We start from the raw sequence: 16,799 nt of genomic DNA, 5'->3' as shown, positions 1-16,799 counted from the left end.
AGTCGCACCGCGAGAATCCCCATGCTCACTACGGAATTTCCCGGCTGCCGCGAACTGATCGATGCGATCGATCATGCCGTCGGCATGGAAACCACCTTTGCCGTCACCGACACCCTGCGCAACGGCCTGTGCAAGCTGATGCGCACCGGTGCAGTCAAGCTGCCCGATTGCGTGTTCGAGACCGCCGAAGGCCGCTACGCCCGACGTGAGCTCTACCGCAGCGAGAAACACGGCTACTGCGTCGTGGCGATGACCTGGGGCCCCGGACAGGGGACGCCGATCCACGACCACTGCGGCATGTGGTGCGTCGAGGGCGTCTGGAGCGGCGCGCTGGAGGTGGTGCAATACGAGCGACTCGCCGACGAGAACGGCCATTGCCGCTTCCAGCCTGTCGGTTCGATCCAGGCTGGTCCAGGATCGGCGGGCAGCCTGATCCCGCCGCACGAATACCACACGATCCGCAACCCCAGCGAAGACGCCATCGCGGTCAGCCTGCACATCTATGCGGGCAACATGACCCGCTGCGCGATCTTCCGGCCACTGCCCGAGGATCACGGCTACGAGCGCTGCGAGCGCCAACTGGGACTCGACCCGGTGCACTGAGCCGGGCATAATCCCCCTTCTTGTGCCGGTGTGGCGGAATGGTAGACGCGGCGGACTCAAAATCCGCTTCTGGCGACAGAGTGTAGGTTCGAGTCCTATCACCGGTACCACAAGATCCGTATCGAAAGAGCCCGCCACGCGCGGGCTTTTTTTTGTCCGGCATTGCGAGAAAACGGTCATCCATCAGTCGACGTGCCGGACGCTGCAATTGGAAACCCGCGGTCCACCACCGCGACAACCGCCGCACAGGTTTGCATTAGCACTCGCGACTTCTCAAAAAGATCACTTTTGCTGCTGATAGAGTGGCGAAGCTCAATCAGTGAGCAATCAACTAGGGGAAAATTGTCATGAGCAAATCTTCGTTTCGTCGCGCCATTTGTGCGAGCCTGATCGCCATGGGGATTGCGGGCACCGCCGTGTCGGCAGCGCCCCTCAATGAAGGTCTGGGACAGGCTTGGCCCAATGCACAGGATGTAAGCGCAAATGAGCATTGGCATGTATATGTATTCGCCAATAACGGAATTCACTACATACAGGTCAACGACACCAGCGGTAATGTTCGTGTCGCATTCGGCACCGCCGGCGGCCAGTTCCTGGTTCTTCCCATGGGGCGCGATGCCCAGCGTGTTTCCACGCCACAGCAATCGTTGGCTGCGGACACCACGGCGGTACCGCTGACCTCCTACACCGAAACCGTGTACAAGGATGGCGATATCCAGCTCGACGCCGTACCGATGAGCGATGGGACCACGCGTTTCTCGGTATCACCGCTTACGACGACCAGCCTTGTGTCCCCGTGCGATAATCCGGCCGAATGCAATGGCCACCTGAATTGACAGAAAAAAAAACCGCCTCGAAAGGCGGTTTTTTTTGTTTTATGAAATGTCAGGATCGTAGAGTATGACGCTGACGCGCTGGCCGCCCCCCAACGCTCGTTCCCGCGCCCTTCCCTCGAAGATGATCGCCCTGTCCTTGATGGCTCCCAAGCCGAGGCCACTGCCCCCCAGTGCGGGAAACAGATCGTCCCAACGCACCTTGCCTAGCTGGGCGTAGTCGACCAGGGAATCCACGCAGAGTACCGCCCAGCGACGTCCTCCAAAGGACCCGCATCGCAGCTGCAAGCTGATGCGGCTGACGTTTCGCTTTGAACAGGCGAGGGTTACGGCCTCGCACGCCAGCCGGTAAAGCGCGATGCGCAGACCGTTGGACAACTCGTCGAGTTCGGCGCCCCTGATGTTGCACCAATAGGCGATGCCCGCCTCGTCCAGCGCGCGCGGCATCGCTCCCTCGCGCAGCGCGGCCCGCAAACCTCGCTCCTGCCAGGCCAAGGGATACAGCGAATCAGCGAGCCGGTACATCTGATGCTGCGTGATCGCCGCTTGCCGACAGTAGCTGCGCTCGTCGGTCCCGGGCAGCAGACAACGCAGCCTGCCAAGCAGCTGGGCATAGGAAGCCTGGATGAGACCGCTCATCTGCTCGAGGGCGTGGGAGGTTTGCCGCAGCTGCAATTCACCCAGGGAAATGTTGCGCTGGGCCACCGCAAACGCCATGCGGGCGTCTGTCAGCTTGCGATCCTCTCTTTCGTGTAGCGCTGCAATGCGCCCGCCGAGCATCAGCATGGTGGTGGTAGTAAAGGCAACGAACACCTGCGCGTGCAGCGTGTCGCTATCTTCGACTGCCGGCATCGAAAGCACGACCGCGATACTGGCTACGGTCCCACCTACGGCAGCTCCGCGCCAACCATGTCGCAGCGAGAGCCACGCCACGGGCAGGAACATCGCGACCCTGGCTTCTTCCCCGGCCTCGCCTGGGACACTCGATGCCAGCCAGACCAGCAATGCCAGCGACGGAAGCAGCAAGCACGCCGTGTCCATGACCAGAAGGCTTTCCGAAAAGCGTGTCCAAAGCCCGGCTCCATCGCTGGTGGCCAATGCCTCGCGCACAAGCAAGACAACGGGCACGAGGGCGAGCATGCCCATGTAGTTGCCCACGAAGTACCAGCCGGCGACCACCAGCATCTTGACCTCGAAATGATCGACCTCCACGCCGCGCATCATCGAATACGTGGCCATGTTCACGGTCGTTCCGATAAGGGCGACCAGGAAGATCGTCAGCAGCAGGACGTTGGTATTCGTCGTGGATGGCGTGGGGAAAAGACGCCGGCGTTCCCGGCACCAGCGCGCGACCGGCATGGCGAACAGCATCGGCGGCACCATGTACGTGCTGCCCCACAGCCAGCCGTATACGCTTGCGCAATCCACGGCGTTGCCGACCAGCGCCGCTCCCTCGCCGACGGCGAGCGCGGGCCAGTAGCGATACGGAACGAACAGCAACGCGCTGAGTCGGACGCCGGCAAACACTGCCCAGTGGGAGAAGGACAGGTGATGCGCTGCGCTATATGCAAGCGCGTAGGCGGCGGCTACGGCGACCTGGCGCATCCAGGCGCGCTTCCATAGTTCCCGTGGCATCTTCCCTTCCCCCGGCATCCCGAGCCCCACCTGCTCAGAGCGTTCATCCGTATAAATCAACCGAATTCCGCGTGAAATCGCGATGAATCCGGCCAGTCCCGATCCTAACCGAAGCAAGGCTCCGTTGCTTCCACGTATGGCGGCGACGAGATCGAAGGCCTAGCAAGAATAGGACGATGCGAGCTCGGCCACCATCCGGAACAGGTCGTTTCGGTGGAATGGCTTCTGCAGGGTGGGGCGTTCCTGCCAGGGTTCGCGCAAGCCATGGGCGCCATAGCCGGTGGCGAAGGCGAAGGGGATCTCGCGGGCCGCCAGGGCCTCCGCGACGGGGTACACCTCGTCGCCCCCGACGTTCACGTCCAGGATCGCCAGATCGATCGCTTCCCTGCGAGCGGCTTCCACCGCCTGTTCGATGCGCGCCATCGGCCCGATGATGGTGTGGCCGGCCTCGGAAAGCATGTCTTCCAGCAACATGGCCACCAGCATCTCGTCTTCGACCAGCAGAATCCGCCAGGGGCCGGACGTCTTTTCCATTGGGCTACCTATTGCAACAGAGTCGTGGAGTCCGGATCGGCCAGTTCATGCCAGCTGCCGTCGCTCTCCTGCACGCGCACCGGCGGATGCTGGAGACCCCAGGCGCGCGCCAGCTTGGCACGCACCCGCACGGCCGCCGAGATCGCCTCGGCGCGCGTGGGATAGGTTCCCACACGGGAGGCGTCCCCCTTCACGATCCAGGGAGCCTCACCGCTGAACGGCACGAACAAGCGTACGGTTTCCGGATTCATTGCGCCCTCCCCCCGGAAGGCTCCGCCTGCCGGGCATCCGGCGAGCAGCGCGCAACCGCTGGCCGGATATGCAGTCTTGCAGATGTCGCATGGCTTGGGTAGGTCGTTTCGCGCGCCCCTTGCAGGCCCGCGCTCCGGCCGTTGGGGCATCCTCTTCAGGCGCGTGTCTACAGTTCGCGAACGACGCGGAAACCCACGCGTCCGCTGCGCACGCTGCCGTCCGCGCCCTGCCGGTAGGCCGAGCGGACCTGGTCGGGCGAACTGCCCCACGAACCGCCCCGCACGACGTGCACGCTGCAGCCAGGATTGAGCCAGGCGCTGCCGTCGACGGGCGCGCGCACGTAATTGTCGTGCCAGCAGTCGGCGACCCATTCGGAAACGTTGCCATCGATGTCGTACAGGCCGAACGGGTTCGCCACGAAGCTCGCCCCCGGCGCCGGGCCCCAGTAACCATCGCGGTAGCTGGGAAAGGCGTTGCTCCAGCGCCGACCGCTGGGTGACCGGTCGCCGCTGCCGGTGAGGTTCTCCACCCTGCGCGTAGGCGCCTGTCGGCCCCACCAGAAGCGGGTCTGGGTACCGCCACGCAGCGCGTACTCGAACTCGGCCTCGCTCGGCAGGCGGTAGCGCTTGCCAGTGCGTTCACCGAGCCAGGCAGCGTAGGCCCTGGCATCGCGCCAGGACACGTTGACTACCGGCAGATCGTCCGAGGCCGGGCGGCCGGCGTAATCATCCTGCCAGGTGGCATGCGAGTCGTCTCGCAGGACGCCGCTGCGCTCGTCGTACACGCTGGCGCCCCCCAGCCTGACCGAGTCGGGCTGGTAGCCGCTGGCCCGCACGAACTCGCGGAACTGGCCGACCGTGACCTCGGCACGCGCCATCGCAAAACCCTTGTCCAGCGCGACCTGATGCATGGGCGTTTCCGCGTCCGAATGGTCCTCTTCCCCGTCCGGCGCGCCCATACGGAAGCTGCCAGTAGGAACCACCACCATCGCCGGCGTATGACCCGGCAGGTCCACGAACCGATCGCTGAACACCTGCCCCGGCTTGTAGCTGGCGTACAGCCGGGCGTTGGTGAGCTGTTGCTGGAACGCGTCAATGCCCTTCAGGTCCGGCTGCAGGGCCTGTGCCTGGCCAGCAAGCCGCTGTGCCAGGTCAAGATTGCCGGCGTCCAGCGCCGAGCGCGCCTGCGCCAACAGCCCGCTGGCGCGCTGGCGACGGATGCCCTCGACGCGGTTGCGCACGTCCCTCAGTTGCTGCGCTCCGGGGCGGATGGTTTCCGCTTCCGCCAGCGCCCGGTCGGCAGCAGCGAAATCGTTCTGCGCCACAGCCGCGAGGGCACGGTCAAGCACGGCCCGCTGCACCTGGAAGATGCCTTGCTCCGCCATCGCGTTCTGCGGATCGAGCGCCTGCACCTGGCGGTAAACGTCCAGTGCGCTGTCACCCTGTGGCTGGTCAACCTTGCCCTGTTGAAGCAGCGAGGCTGCCTGGGCGAGCATGGGCCGAACCTTGGCCAGCGTCTTCAGTCCCTGCTCCAACTGGGCCACGTCGCCAGCCGTGTTGGGCAGACCGCGCAGGCCCTCCAGCAGGTCCTGGGCCGAGTCGGCATCGCCGACCGCGATGTCCTGGCCGATCTGTGCAACCACCTGCGCCCGCACCTGGTTGAGGCCCTGTGCGGCGGCCCGGCTGTCGGGCTTGTCCTTCAACGCCTGCGCGTAAAACGCGGCGGCGCTGTCCTCGCCGCCGACCAGCCGCCCGCCCTGCATGGCCTTGTCGGCGCGCGCAAGCAATGCCTGCACCTCCGGCGTGTCGGCGCTGAGCTGTTCGGGAAGATGCTGGTTGCCCTTGTTCATCCTCGACGCGATCACCGCGGCCGGGGCCAGCGTAAGTGGTGGGCCAGCATCGGCTTCTGCGTCCAGCGGCGTGCGCGACGCACGCTGCCCGGCAGGCGGGGCAACGCCCATCGAGGCCGGCCGGCGGGTCGTCATCGTGGCGGGGTCCACGTGGAAGACCCGCGGAAAGAAGTGGTAGACCAGCGCCGCGCCGAGCACGAGCACGCCCAGTGCGCCACCGAGAGTGCGCTGGAGGCGGACGGTTTCGTTGCTCGGCATGAAGGTCCCAAGGCTGTTATCGTGCGCCGCTCACCTTATGGCAGGGCCGATGACAGGGCAATGCGCGTCGCGCGCCCCGGACGCCCGCCGAACCCGACACCGAGGAATCTTCCGCATGTCCGTGCCCATCGCGGCCGCCGCCACATGGATCGATAGCCGCGACACGCTGGACGCGTGGCTGGCCGAACTGCCGGCCGACGCGGCATTGGGTGTCGACACCGAGTTCATGCGCCGCAACACGTTCCACCCCCAGCTTGCATTACTGCAATTGGGTTGGAACGGCCGCTACGCGCTGGTCGACCCGCGGGCCTTCGATATCGGCGATGCGCTGCAGCCGCGCCTGGTCACGGGGCCGACGGTAACGGTCATGCACAGCGCCGGCGAGGACCTGGAAGCCCTTGCCCCGCTGCTGCCCGAAGGCCCCGGCACGCTGTTCGACACCCAGATCGCGGCCGCCTTCGTCGGCATGGGGCTGGGGATGAGTTACCGCGCATTGGTTGCCGAACTGGTCGGCGTGGAGCTGGACAAGGGCGAAACCCGCTCGGACTGGCTGCAACGCCCGCTCACCGAGTCGCAACGGTTGTATGCCACCCTGGATGTGGTCTACCTGGAACCGGTCCATGCACACCTCGCGGCACGGCTCGTCGAGCGTGGCCGCGCACAATGGCACGCGGAAGATTGCGAGCGACTGAAGCGCCGCGCCAACGCACACGAGGGCGACCCTCAGCCGCAGCGCAGCTTCCGCGCCGCCGCGGAATGGTCGCGCGAACAGCAGGCACTGTTGCGTCGCATCCTGCTATGGCGCGATCGCAGCGCACGCACGCTCGACCGTCCACGCTCGTGGCTGCTGGAGGATGCGCTGGCACTCGGTTTCGCTCAGCACCCGCCGTCCAGCCTTGCCGAACTGGACCAGCGCGCCCGCGGCCAGCGGGCGCTGCGTTCGCCCCAACGAGCCGAACTGTTCGAACTGATCAAACCCGCCCTTGATGCGCAGGAACTGGCGACGACCGCCGCGATTCCCATGCCCGTGATGGGCGCGGCCAAGAAGTCGCTCGCCGCGATGAAGGACACCGTCGATCGCCTGGCCGGCGAACTCGACCTCCCCGCCGGACTGCTGTGCCCGCGCAAGGTGCTCGAGGAATACCTCGCCACGCGCGAATGGCCCGATTTCCTCGAAGGCTGGCGCCGCGAGGTGCTGCACGGGCCGCTGACGGGGTTGTTGCCGGACTGACGCACCGGAGCCTCTTGGCGAACGCCACGCGACGCTGCTAACATGCGCGGCTCGCGTGGGGTGGTAGCTCAGCTGGGAGAGCGTCGCGTTCGCAATGCGAAGGTCGGGAGTTCGATCCTCCTCCACTCCACCAATCCGTTCCAGACGAAAGCCCCGGCGGCGCAGGCCCCCGGGGCTTTCTTTTTTGCGGCGGCAACTACGAACGGTCGAAACCTTCCTCGCGTTTGGCTTCCCGGTCGGCCTCCGCGGCGTCGCGCGTTTCCTTGGCGTCGCGTTTTTCCTGCAGCTTGTGGTCCATCCGGGCGACGTCGGCGTCGTTGCGGTCGCCGGTGCCGTGCCGATGCTGGGCGGTGGGCTTGGGATTGGGCATGCGGTGGCTCCTGTTGGAGGAAACAATCGCGAATCTACGCACCGGCCGCTCACTGTCGCGTGATCCCCCGCAAGCGCGGCTCAGGCGGCGCGCGCGAACACCACCCCGTGTGCGGGCAACCGCAGCCGCCCGGAGGCGAAGCTGCCTTCCGGAAGCCCGTGACCGTCGATGGCCTGCCAGCTGCCGTCGAGCACCAGCTCCGCTTCGAGCGCGGTCGCGCCGAGGTTGAAGGCGACAAGCACAGTCTCGCCCTCGTGGCTGCGCGTGAAGGCAAGCACGGGCTCGGGCGCGTCGAGGAAGACGATGTCGCCCCAGCGCAACGCAGGCTGTCCGCGACGCCAGCGGAGGATGCGACGGAAGCCGTGCAACGCCGAGGCGAGGTCGGTTTCCTGTCGCGCCACGGCCAGCGCACGATGTTCGTCCGGCACCGGCAGCCAGGGTTCGCCACCGCTGAAGCCGGCGTGCGCTTCGTCGTTCCAGGGCATCGGCGTGCGACACCCGTCGCGGCCCTTGAACTGCGGCCAGAACGCGATGCCGTACGGGTCCTTGAGCGATTCGAACGGAACCTGCGCCTCGGTCAGGCCCAGTTCCTCGCCCTGGTAGACGCACACCGACCCGCGCAACGAGCAGACGATCGCGGTGAACAGGTTGGCCAGCAGCGCGGTCGGCTGTGCCCTGCCCCAGCGGCTGAGCACCCGCTCCACGTCGTGGTTGGAAATGGCCCAGCACGGCCAGCCTTCCCGCATCTGGGCTTCCAGTTGCTGCACCGTGCCGCGGATATGCGCGGCGCTGAAATCGTCGGTAAGCAACTCGAAGCTGTAGCCCATGTGCAGGCGACCGGCCCCGGTGTATTCGGCCATTGTCGCCAGCGAGTCCTCGGAAGAAATCTCGCCCAGCGCCACCGTGCCGGGGTACTGGTCGAGCAGTGCGCGCAGCTCGGCCAGGAAGGCCAGGTTTTCCGGCTGCGTGTTGTTGTACCAGTGGTACTGGAAGGCGTAGGGGTTGTCCGGGCTGAAGCCGCGGCCGACGCGCTGGTCCTTCGGCTTGGGCGGGTTGTCGCGCAGTTGCGCGTCGTGGAAGCAGAAGTTGATCGCATCCAGGCGCAGGCCATCGACGCCACGCTCCAGCCAGAAACGTACGCAGTCGAGGATCGCCGCACGCACCGCCGGGTTGTGGAAATTGAGGTCCGGCTGCGAGGCCAGGAAGTTGTGCAGAAAATACTGCCCGCGCCGCGGCTCCCACTGCCAGGCGACGCCGCCGAAGATCGACAGCCAGTTGTTCGGTGGCGAGCCGTCGTCCTTCGCGTCCGCCCAGACGTACCAGTCGGCCTTGGGGTTGTCGCGGCTGGCCCGGCTTTCCTGGAACCAGGCGTGGTCGACGGAGGTGTGGCTGAGCACCTGGTCGATCATTACCCGGATGCCCAGGCCGTGCGCCTTGGCCAGCAGCCGGTCGAAATCCTCCAGTTGCCCGAACAGCGGATCGACGTCGCAATAGTCGGCGATGTCGTAGCCGTAGTCGGCCATCGGCGACTTGAAGAACGGCGAGATCCAGATCGCGTCGACACCCAGGCTCGCCACGTAGTCGAGCTTTTCGATGATCCCCGGCAGATCGCCTACGCCGTCGCCGTTGGTATCCAGGAAACTGCGCGGATAGATCTGGTAGGTGACGGCGCCGCGCCACCAGGGTGCATCACTCATTACCGGTCCCTGTTCCTTTCCCGCACCGCGCAAGGGCGCGCGCCGCAGCGTGGCGGGCAGCTTAACGGCTCCCCGCGCGGCCACCGGCGAACGTGCATACGTATTCATGCCTGCCTGCCATCGCATCGCAGCAATGGCTTCCGCCGAGGCTTGCATGAGCCGGCTCGACCATTGCTGTCCAACGAAAGCAGCCGCTTGGCAGAGGCCGCGAGAAACGCCGCGCCGCCAGGGTTTTCGATGCAAAGCACAACAATGAATACGTATGCATACGGCTGTGCGCTCTTCAGGGGGCGACCTACCATGCCCATCGCGCCGGCTTGCCAGGCAAGCACCGGCCCAGGCCACACACGCATCGGTACAGATGCCAACAGAACAAACGAAGTCCGGGGGAGAAAACGGTGATACTCAAACGCAATGTGCTTGCCTTTGCGCTGGCATCGGCGCTGTGCGCGGCCACTGCCGCCCATGCGGCTGGCGTGCAGGACACGGGCGACCAGGCTACGCCATCGACCGATAGCACCAGCACGCAGAAGGCCAGGCAGAAGAAAGCCAAAGTGCAGGCCACCGAACTGACGGGTGTCACCGTCACGGGCTTCCGCAAGAGCGTGGAAACCTCCATCGACGTCAAGCGCGATGCCGATACCATCAAGGAAGTCGTGACTGCCGCGGACATCGGCGGCTTGCCCGACGTTTCGATTTCCGATGCCCTGACCCGCCTGCCCGGCGTGGCCGCCGAACGCATCGACGGCGAATCGAGCGCGATCAACATCCGCGGCCTGTCCGGCGATTTCGTCGAGACCACGCTCGATGGCCGCGAACAGGCCGCCACCAGCGGCAGCCGCGTGACCCAGTTCGACCAGTACCCGTCGGAGCTGATCAGCCAGGCGGCGATCTACAAGTCGCCCAAGGCCTCGCTGATCGAAGGCGGCGTCGCCGGCACGGTGGAGATGCAGACCTCCAACCCGCTGGACAACGCCAAGCAATACTCCGGCGTGCTCAACGTGCGTGGCAGCTACAACGACCGCGCCAGCGAGACCGAGGGCGCCAATGCCCGCGGCTATCGCGTGAGCGCTTCGTTCCAGGGCAAGTTCCTGCACGACACGCTGGGCCTGGCCGCCGGCCTCGCCTCGCTCTACCAGCCGCACGTGGCCGACCAGTTCAACGGCCTGGCCTTCAACGGCACCAAGGACGTCAACGGCGACGGCACCAACGAGTACACAAGCGAGGGCTTCGAGCTGCAGCAGAACGGCGGCATGCTCCGCCGCAACGGCTACATGGCCGTGCTCCAGTGGCGCCCGAGCGACAGCTTCGAGCTGAAGGCGGACGGCTTCTATTCGAAGTTCGACACCACCAGCGAAGGCCACGGCTTCCGCGTCAAGACGCTCAACAACGGCATCATCACCAACCCAGTGATCCTGCCCAACGGCGCGGTGACCGGCGGAACCATCACCCAGGATCCGGCCAATCCCTACTTCGTCGTGCAGACCACCAACGACGACAACTCGCTCAAGAACAGCGTGCTGTCCGGCGGCCTGAACGCAAAGTGGATGCTCGGCGGCTGGACGATCAGTTCGGACGTCTCCTACTCGCACGCCAAGAGCGACTTCAACAACGGCGTGTCCTGGGGCCTGCTCTACAACGACATGAGTGCGACCAACCCGGTGGCGGCCAACGATGAAGTGGTCGACTACCAATTGAACGGCATGCAGCCCGGCACGGTCGGCTTCAACCACGACTACACCGACCTGTCCCGCATGGGCCTGGGCAAGGTGGGCGTGTACCCGTACGTCTACGATGACGAGAGCAAGGCGTTCCGCACCGACGTGCGTTACGACTTCGTGGACAACAGTTTCCTGTCAGCGCTGGAAATGGGCGTGCGCTATTCGCGCCGTACCTACAACGCCGACCGCAGCGCGTTCGAGTACGGCAACGACTTTGGCCAGTACCCGGCCGGGCAGCCGCCGCTGGCGCTCGATCCGTCCAACGCGCACAAGGTCTGCTTCGAGGGCAATCTCTCCTCGTTCCCGTGCTTCCTGTCGATCGACACGCTGGCGGTGCTTGCCGCCAATGGCATCACGCCGACGCCGACCAAGAACTGGAATGCGAACTGGACGATGATCCAGAGCGCGGAGGTCGACGAGCACGTCTCCTCCGGCTACGTGATGGCCGACATCGACACCAACGTCGCCAACCACAACCTCACCGGCAACGTCGGCGTGCGCGTGGTGCACACCTCGCAGTACTCCAACGGCCTGCAGCAGATCGGCAGCGGCCAGGGCGAGCCGATCACCGACGAACTGGGCGTCACGAGCACCGACTACATCCACGTGCGCCGCGGCAAGTCCTACACCGACTACCTGCCCTCGCTGAATCTCAACTGGCATTTCGACGAGTCCAACCAGTTGCGTTTCGCGGCGGCCAAGGTGATGTCCCGTCCGCCGCTCAACAAGCTGCTGACCGGCTCGGGTTCGTGGATCGACGGCAACACCTACAACATGTGGGGCAACACCAGCCCGTTCCTCGATCCGTTCTACGCCAAGCAGTACGACCTCTCGTTCGAGCACTACTCGCCCGACTCGAGCGGCGCGTTCGCCGCGGCGCTGTTCTTCAAGCACATCGACTCGTTCATCGAGGACTACACGATCAACCCGTACGACTTCGCGGGCAACGGCATCCAGGTGCCGATCAACCCGGCGACGGGCCTGCCGTACGAGAACGGCCAGTACCAGACGGCCGTGAACAACGACAAGGGCGGCTTCGTGCGTGGCGTGGAGCTTTCCTACTCGCGCGTGTTCAACTTCCTGCCAGGCGCCTGGTCGGGCCTGGGCTTCACGGGCAGCTATTCGTACTCGCAGAGCCAGGTCACCTCGACCTCGACCCTCGGCGGCGCACCGCAGAAGATGGGCCTGCCCGGCCTTTCGCCGCGCGTGATCAACGGCACGCTGTTCTATGGCTACCAGGGCTTCGACACCCGCCTGTCGGTCCGCCATCGCAGCGCGTTCGTGTCCAACCAGATGGCCGTCGACACGCAGATCGTCTACTACGCGCCGGAGACGGTGGTCGACTACCAGGCCTCCTATGCGTTCAAGAACGGCCTGAGCGTACTGTTCCAGGTGAACAACCTGACCGACGAACCGACCCGCACCTACTTCGGCAACGAGGCGCAGACGGGCACGCTGCAGTGGTTCGGCCGGCAGTATCTGGTCGGCTTCACCTACGCGCTGTAAGCCTCGCGCCGGGCATGCACCTCCCCGCCCGCCCGGCGCGTCATTCTCCCCGGACCCGCGCGACCTGGCGGGTCCTTTTTTTTGCCTACGGGAAGCCTGCATGAAGCCGAATCGAATCCCGATCCGCCTCGCGACCGCCTGCCTGGCCCTCCTCTGCGGTATCGGCGACCTCCAGGCCGCCGCGCCCCCGGAGAAGGTGGCGCAGCCGGCCGCGCGCAGCGGCGTGTGGTACGAGATTTTCGTGCGCGCCTGGTACGACACCGACGGCGACGGCGTGGGTGACCTCAATGGCGTCACCGCCAAGCTTGACTACCTCAAGTCGCTGGGCGTCGACGGTATCTGGCTGATGCCGATCAACCCGTCGCCCAGTTACCACGGCTACGACGTGACCGATTACCGCGCGATCAATCCCGAATACGGAACGCTGGCCGATTTCCATCGGCTGCTCGATGCGGCCCACGCGCGCGGGATCCGCGTCATCATGGACCTGGTGGTCAACCACACCAGCGACCGGCATCCATGGTTCCTCGCGGCCCGCGATCCGGCCAATCCGCACCACGCCTGGTATACCTGGGCCGGGCCGCGCACCGCGCTGCAGGCGACCAGCGCCACCGGCGGCCCGGCCTGGCATGCGCTGGGCAAGCAGCATTACCTGGGCACCTTCACCGGCGCCATGCCGGACCTCGACTTCGACACGCCCGCCGTGCGCGAGGCAATCGACGACGTGGGCCGTTACTGGCTGGCGCAGGGCGTCGACGGCTTTCGCCTCGATGCGGCACAGCACGTCTATTACGACTTCGCGACGCAGGCGGACGACCCGGCCGTGCTGCGCAAGAACCTTCAATGGTGGTCGTCTTTCCACCGGGCGATGAAGGAAGCCGATCCGGACGTCTACCTGATTGGCGAGGTCACGCGGGAGCAGCCGGGCGAGCTCGGCCCCTGGTTCGGTCCGCTGGATGCGGTGTTCGATTTCCCGCTTGCCGGCCGCCTCGTCGCCTGCGCGCGGGACGAGCGCTCCGGAGCGTTGTCCGCCCTGCTCCAGCGCGTGGCGGCCGCCATCCCGGCCGGGCAGGATGCCCCGTTCCTGTCGAACCATGACCAGGAGCGGGTGATGAGCCAGCTCGCCGGCAACCCACAGCACATGCGCATGGCCGCCGCGATGCTACTCACCCTGCCCGGCGAACCCTTCGTCTACTACGGCGAGGAGCTTGGCATGCGCGGCACCAAGCCCGACCCTGACCTGCGCGAACCGATGCGCTGGCATCGTGACCCGCGCGCTGCCGGCGAGAGCCGCTGGAAGCGCTTCAGTGCCGGCGATGGCCCCGGCGTATCGGTCGAGGCCCAGCAGGACGATGCGCATTCCCTGCTCGCCCGCTACCGCATGCTGATCGGCTGGCGCCAGGAGGTGCCTGCGCTCCGCGAGGGCGTCCTGAGCGTCCCGGCCGTGTCCAATCCCCACCTCGCGACCTGGGAACTCGCTCACGCCGGCACTGACGTGCTGGTCGTACACAACCTTTCCCGTGAACCGCAGACACTGAAACTGGCCGGCACGCTCGCGCGATTCAGCCGGGTGCGCCTGGCCAGCATGCCGGACGCTCGCATCGACTCCGGACAATTGCGATTGCCGGCCTACGCATCAGTGGTGCTGCAGTGAGGCGCCGTGTCCGCCCGCGCCGGCCGACGTCCACGGAGTGTGAAATCACCCGGCACCGCAGTACGGATGAGTCCGTTTTTACGCCCGCCGCCCGCACGTCCGGATCGTGCACCGCACCATCGGAAAACCGCGCCATGTCACAGATGAATACGTATGCAACCGGGTGTCGCGACGTGCGTAATGGCCCCTACTATGGGCCCGGCCCCGGTCGCCTGCACGCGCTTTTCACAAAGCTCAAGCGCGCGTCGATGGGGCCGATCACGTTGTTTGTTGTCGGAGTATTGCTGGTGTCCCCATCTTCCGCTGCTGCATCGCTTTCCCAGGCCCGGGCGCACGCTGCGCTGGCCAGGCCCGCTTCCATCGCGCCGGCCGCGCCGGGCTTCGATATTCCGCTCGGTGCCGACACGGTTCGCGTCGAACTGACCGCCCCCGGCACGCTGCACGTGCAGATGCGCAAGGCCGGCCACGCGGCGACGCCGACGATCGTCATCGATCCCGCGCTGCACGCTTCGGCCCGGCCCAGCGCGGACATCTCCCAGGATGCCGCTGGCGCGCGGCTGCAGTCGGCCCAACTGGAAGCGGTGTGGGACAAGGAACACGGCGAGCTGCGCATCGGCGTGCCGGGCCAGGCGCCCCTGCTGCGCCAGTTCGCCCTGCCCTCGCTGGGCCACGGACGCCTGAGTCTGATCCACGCCAAGGGCGAGCCGATGTACGGCATCGGCGGCTTCGATGCCACCGAGGCTGCCACCGCAGGCCTGCTGCGTGATGGCTACCGCCCGGTCACCGCCGGCGAGCAGGGCCATGCCGGCGCGCCGTTCGTGTGGACCACTGCCGGCTATGGCGTGCTGATCGACGGCGTCGGCGGGCAGATCGCGTTGGGCGACACCCGCATCGACGCGCGCATGTTCGATGGCGGACTGGACTACTACGTTTTCGTCGGCGGGCCGCACGCGATCTTCGGCGCACTGGCGCAGGTCAGCGGCCGCAGCCCGTTGTTCCCAAAATGGGCGATGGGCTTCACCAACAGCCAGTGGGGCATCGACCAGAAGGAACTGCTCGACATCGTCGAGGGCTACCGCGAACGCCACATCCCGCTGGACAACTTCACCCTCGACTTCGACTGGAAGGCCTGGGGCGAGGACAACTACGGCGAGTTCCGCTGGAACGAGCACAAGTTCCCCGACGGCGACAGCGGCAAGCTCAAGACGCTGCTCGACGCCCAGGGCGTGCACCTGACCGGCATCATGAAGCCGCGCATTCATGTGGACACCATAGAGGGCCGCGAAGCCAGCGAGCACGGCTACTGGCTGGCACAGAGCGATCCGGCGCCGGACTACTTCTCGCACCAGACCGTGCGCGAGATCGATTTCGCCGACCCTGCCGCGCGTGCCTGGTTCTTCAACAAGGCGCTCAAGCATTCGTTCGAGACCGGCATGGTCGGCTGGTGGAACGACGAGGCCGATGACGTCGCCGTCGACCTGCAGCACATGGACATGCAACGCGCGCTCTACGACGGACAGCGCGCGATCTCCGACCTGCGCGTCTGGTCGCTCAACCGCAATTTCTACCTGGGCGCCCAGCGCTACGCCTACGGCCTCTGGTCGGGTGACATCCTCACCGGATTCGAAAGCATGGCCGGGCAGCGCCAGCGCATGCTGAGCGCCATCAACGTCGGTGCGATGCAGTGGGGCATGGACGGCGGCGGCTTCAAGAAGGGTCCGCCGTCGCCGGAAAACTACGCACGATGGATCCAGTTCGGCGCGTTCACGCCGGTCTTCCGCGTGCATGGCGATTTCAACCAGAAACGCCAGCCGTGGGTGTACGGCCCGGTCGCGGAGAAAGCTGCAACCGACGCGATCCGCCTGCGCCAGTCGCTGATTCCCTACATCTACAGCTACGAGCACCAGCGCCGCGCCACCGGCGTCGGCCTGGTCCGCCCGCTGATGTTCGACTGGCCGACCGACGCCAACCTGCGCAACGACGTCGACGCCTGGCTGTTCGGCGACAGCCTGCTGGTATCGCCCGTTGTCGATCAGGGCCAGACGACCAAGCCGGTTTACCTGCCCGCCGGCGAATGGATCGACTGGTTCAGCGGAAGGCACTACGCCGGCGGCCAGACCATCGAGCACCGGGCCGATGCCACACACTGGAGCGACATCCCGCTCTACATCCGCGAAGGCGCCATCATTCCGGTCGCCCCGGTGATGGATTACGTGGGTCAGCAGCCGCTCACCGAGCTGACGGTGGAATTGTTTCCCGCCGACCATGCGACCGGCTTCGACTACTACGACGACGACGGCAAGACCTACGGCTACGAGCAGGGCGAATATTTCCTGCAGTCGATGCAGCTGGAGGCGCACGGGGACAGCGTGGCCTTCGCCATCGCATCGCCCCAGGGCAGCTACCAGCCTGTCCTGAAGTCCTGGCTGCTGAAGTTCCACGGCAAACCGGCGCATGCCGTGCGCAGCAACGGTCGCGCGCTGGAGGCGTTCGCCAGCGCCGACGCCCTGCGCGCCTCCGCAGACGACGGCTGGGCCGTGGGCGAAGACCGCTTCGGCCCGGTAACCTGGGTACGCGTGGCTTCCGGCAAGGGCCAGACCGTCACGCTTGACGTGGTGAAGTAAGCGACGTATCGCTGGACGGGCCGTGTTCACAC

12 protein-coding genes and 2 tRNA genes are annotated in these 16,799 nt (G+C 66.0%); 8 read left to right on the top strand and 6 right to left on the bottom strand.

Annotation, left to right across the window (positions count from 1 at the left end; translation table 11 throughout):
- Nucleotides 1-21 precede the first annotated feature (21 nt).
- The 3 genes from LQ772_RS07765 (at nt 22) to LQ772_RS07755 (ending at nt 1,439) form a co-directional block, all read left to right on the top strand.
- A complete protein-coding gene (locus LQ772_RS07765) occupies nt 22-603 on the top strand; it encodes a cysteine dioxygenase family protein (RefSeq protein WP_231325502.1) in 582 nt (193 codons plus the stop codon).
- 24 nt (nt 604-627) lie between these two features.
- Nucleotides 628-713 (top strand) — tRNA-Leu (locus tag LQ772_RS07760).
- A 237-nt stretch (nt 714-950) separates the two neighbouring features.
- Nucleotides 951-1,439: a hypothetical protein gene (locus tag LQ772_RS07755; RefSeq protein WP_231325500.1), complete on the top strand. Its 489-nt coding sequence runs from the start codon at nt 951-953 to the stop codon at nt 1,437-1,439.
- Nucleotides 1,440-1,478: 39 nt separating this feature from the next.
- Here the strand turns inward: LQ772_RS07755 and LQ772_RS07750 are convergent, their stop codons facing one another.
- The 4 genes from LQ772_RS07750 to LQ772_RS07735 all read right to left on the bottom strand — a co-directional run bounded on the left by LQ772_RS07750 (nt 1,479) and on the right by LQ772_RS07735 (nt 5,964).
- A complete protein-coding gene (locus LQ772_RS07750) occupies nt 1,479-3,041 on the bottom strand; it encodes an MASE1 domain-containing protein (RefSeq protein ID WP_231325498.1) in 1,563 nt (520 codons plus the stop codon).
- A gap of 189 nt (nt 3,042-3,230) precedes the next feature.
- The gene (locus LQ772_RS07745; protein WP_231325496.1) at nt 3,231-3,605 is read right to left on the bottom strand and encodes a response regulator; all 375 of its coding nucleotides are present in this window, start codon (nt 3,603-3,605) and stop codon (nt 3,231-3,233) included.
- A gap of 8 nt (nt 3,606-3,613) precedes the next feature.
- Complete coding sequence (locus LQ772_RS07740; protein ID WP_231325494.1) at nt 3,614-3,856, bottom strand: DUF2188 domain-containing protein; 243 nt, start codon at nt 3,854-3,856, stop codon at nt 3,614-3,616.
- A 167-nt stretch (nt 3,857-4,023) separates the two neighbouring features.
- Nucleotides 4,024-5,964 (bottom strand): formylglycine-generating enzyme family protein, encoded by a 1,941-nt coding sequence (locus tag LQ772_RS07735; RefSeq protein ID WP_231325492.1) that lies wholly within the window; start codon nt 5,962-5,964, stop codon nt 4,024-4,026.
- Between the two features lie 115 nt (nt 5,965-6,079).
- Here LQ772_RS07735 and LQ772_RS07730 point away from each other — a divergent pair, with 115 nt between their 5' ends.
- Both LQ772_RS07730 and LQ772_RS07725 read left to right on the top strand, forming a co-directional pair.
- Nucleotides 6,080-7,195 carry a ribonuclease D gene (locus tag LQ772_RS07730; protein ID WP_231325490.1) on the top strand — a complete coding sequence of 372 codons (1,116 nt, stop codon included), beginning with the start codon at nt 6,080-6,082 and terminating at the stop codon, nt 7,193-7,195.
- 57 nt (nt 7,196-7,252) lie between these two features.
- Nucleotides 7,253-7,328: transfer RNA gene (locus LQ772_RS07725), tRNA-Ala, on the top strand.
- Nucleotides 7,329-7,391: 63 nt separating this feature from the next.
- Here the strand turns inward: LQ772_RS07725 and LQ772_RS07720 are convergent.
- Nucleotides 7,392-7,565, bottom strand: a complete 174-nt coding sequence (locus tag LQ772_RS07720; RefSeq protein WP_231325488.1) for a hypothetical protein — start codon at nt 7,563-7,565, stop codon at nt 7,392-7,394.
- Nucleotides 7,566-7,645: 80 nt separating this feature from the next.
- Nucleotides 7,646-9,262, bottom strand: a complete 1,617-nt coding sequence (locus LQ772_RS07715) for an alpha-glucosidase family protein (RefSeq protein WP_231325486.1) — start codon at nt 9,260-9,262, stop codon at nt 7,646-7,648.
- 398 nt (nt 9,263-9,660) lie between these two features.
- Between LQ772_RS07715 and LQ772_RS07710 the strand changes: the two genes are divergently transcribed.
- From LQ772_RS07710 to LQ772_RS07700, 3 genes are all read left to right on the top strand, one after another.
- Nucleotides 9,661-12,489 carry a TonB-dependent receptor gene (locus tag LQ772_RS07710; RefSeq protein ID WP_231325484.1) on the top strand — a complete coding sequence of 943 codons (2,829 nt, stop codon included), beginning with the start codon at nt 9,661-9,663 and terminating at the stop codon, nt 12,487-12,489.
- Between the two features lie 100 nt (nt 12,490-12,589).
- Nucleotides 12,590-14,143 carry an alpha-amylase family glycosyl hydrolase gene (locus LQ772_RS07705; RefSeq protein WP_231325482.1) on the top strand — a complete coding sequence of 518 codons (1,554 nt, stop codon included), beginning with the start codon at nt 12,590-12,592 and terminating at the stop codon, nt 14,141-14,143.
- A 287-nt stretch (nt 14,144-14,430) separates the two neighbouring features.
- Nucleotides 14,431-16,767 (top strand): glycoside hydrolase family 31 protein, encoded by a 2,337-nt coding sequence (locus LQ772_RS07700; protein ID WP_231325480.1) that lies wholly within the window; start codon nt 14,431-14,433, stop codon nt 16,765-16,767.
- Nucleotides 16,768-16,799: the final 32 nt, after the last annotated feature.

The organism is Frateuria edaphi (genome assembly GCF_021117405.1).
Taxonomy (GTDB): domain Bacteria; phylum Pseudomonadota; class Gammaproteobacteria; order Xanthomonadales; family Rhodanobacteraceae; genus Frateuria_A; species Frateuria_A edaphi.
The sequence above is the reverse complement of the archived record's forward strand: the minus strand, read 5'-3'. Positions and strand labels throughout refer to the sequence as shown.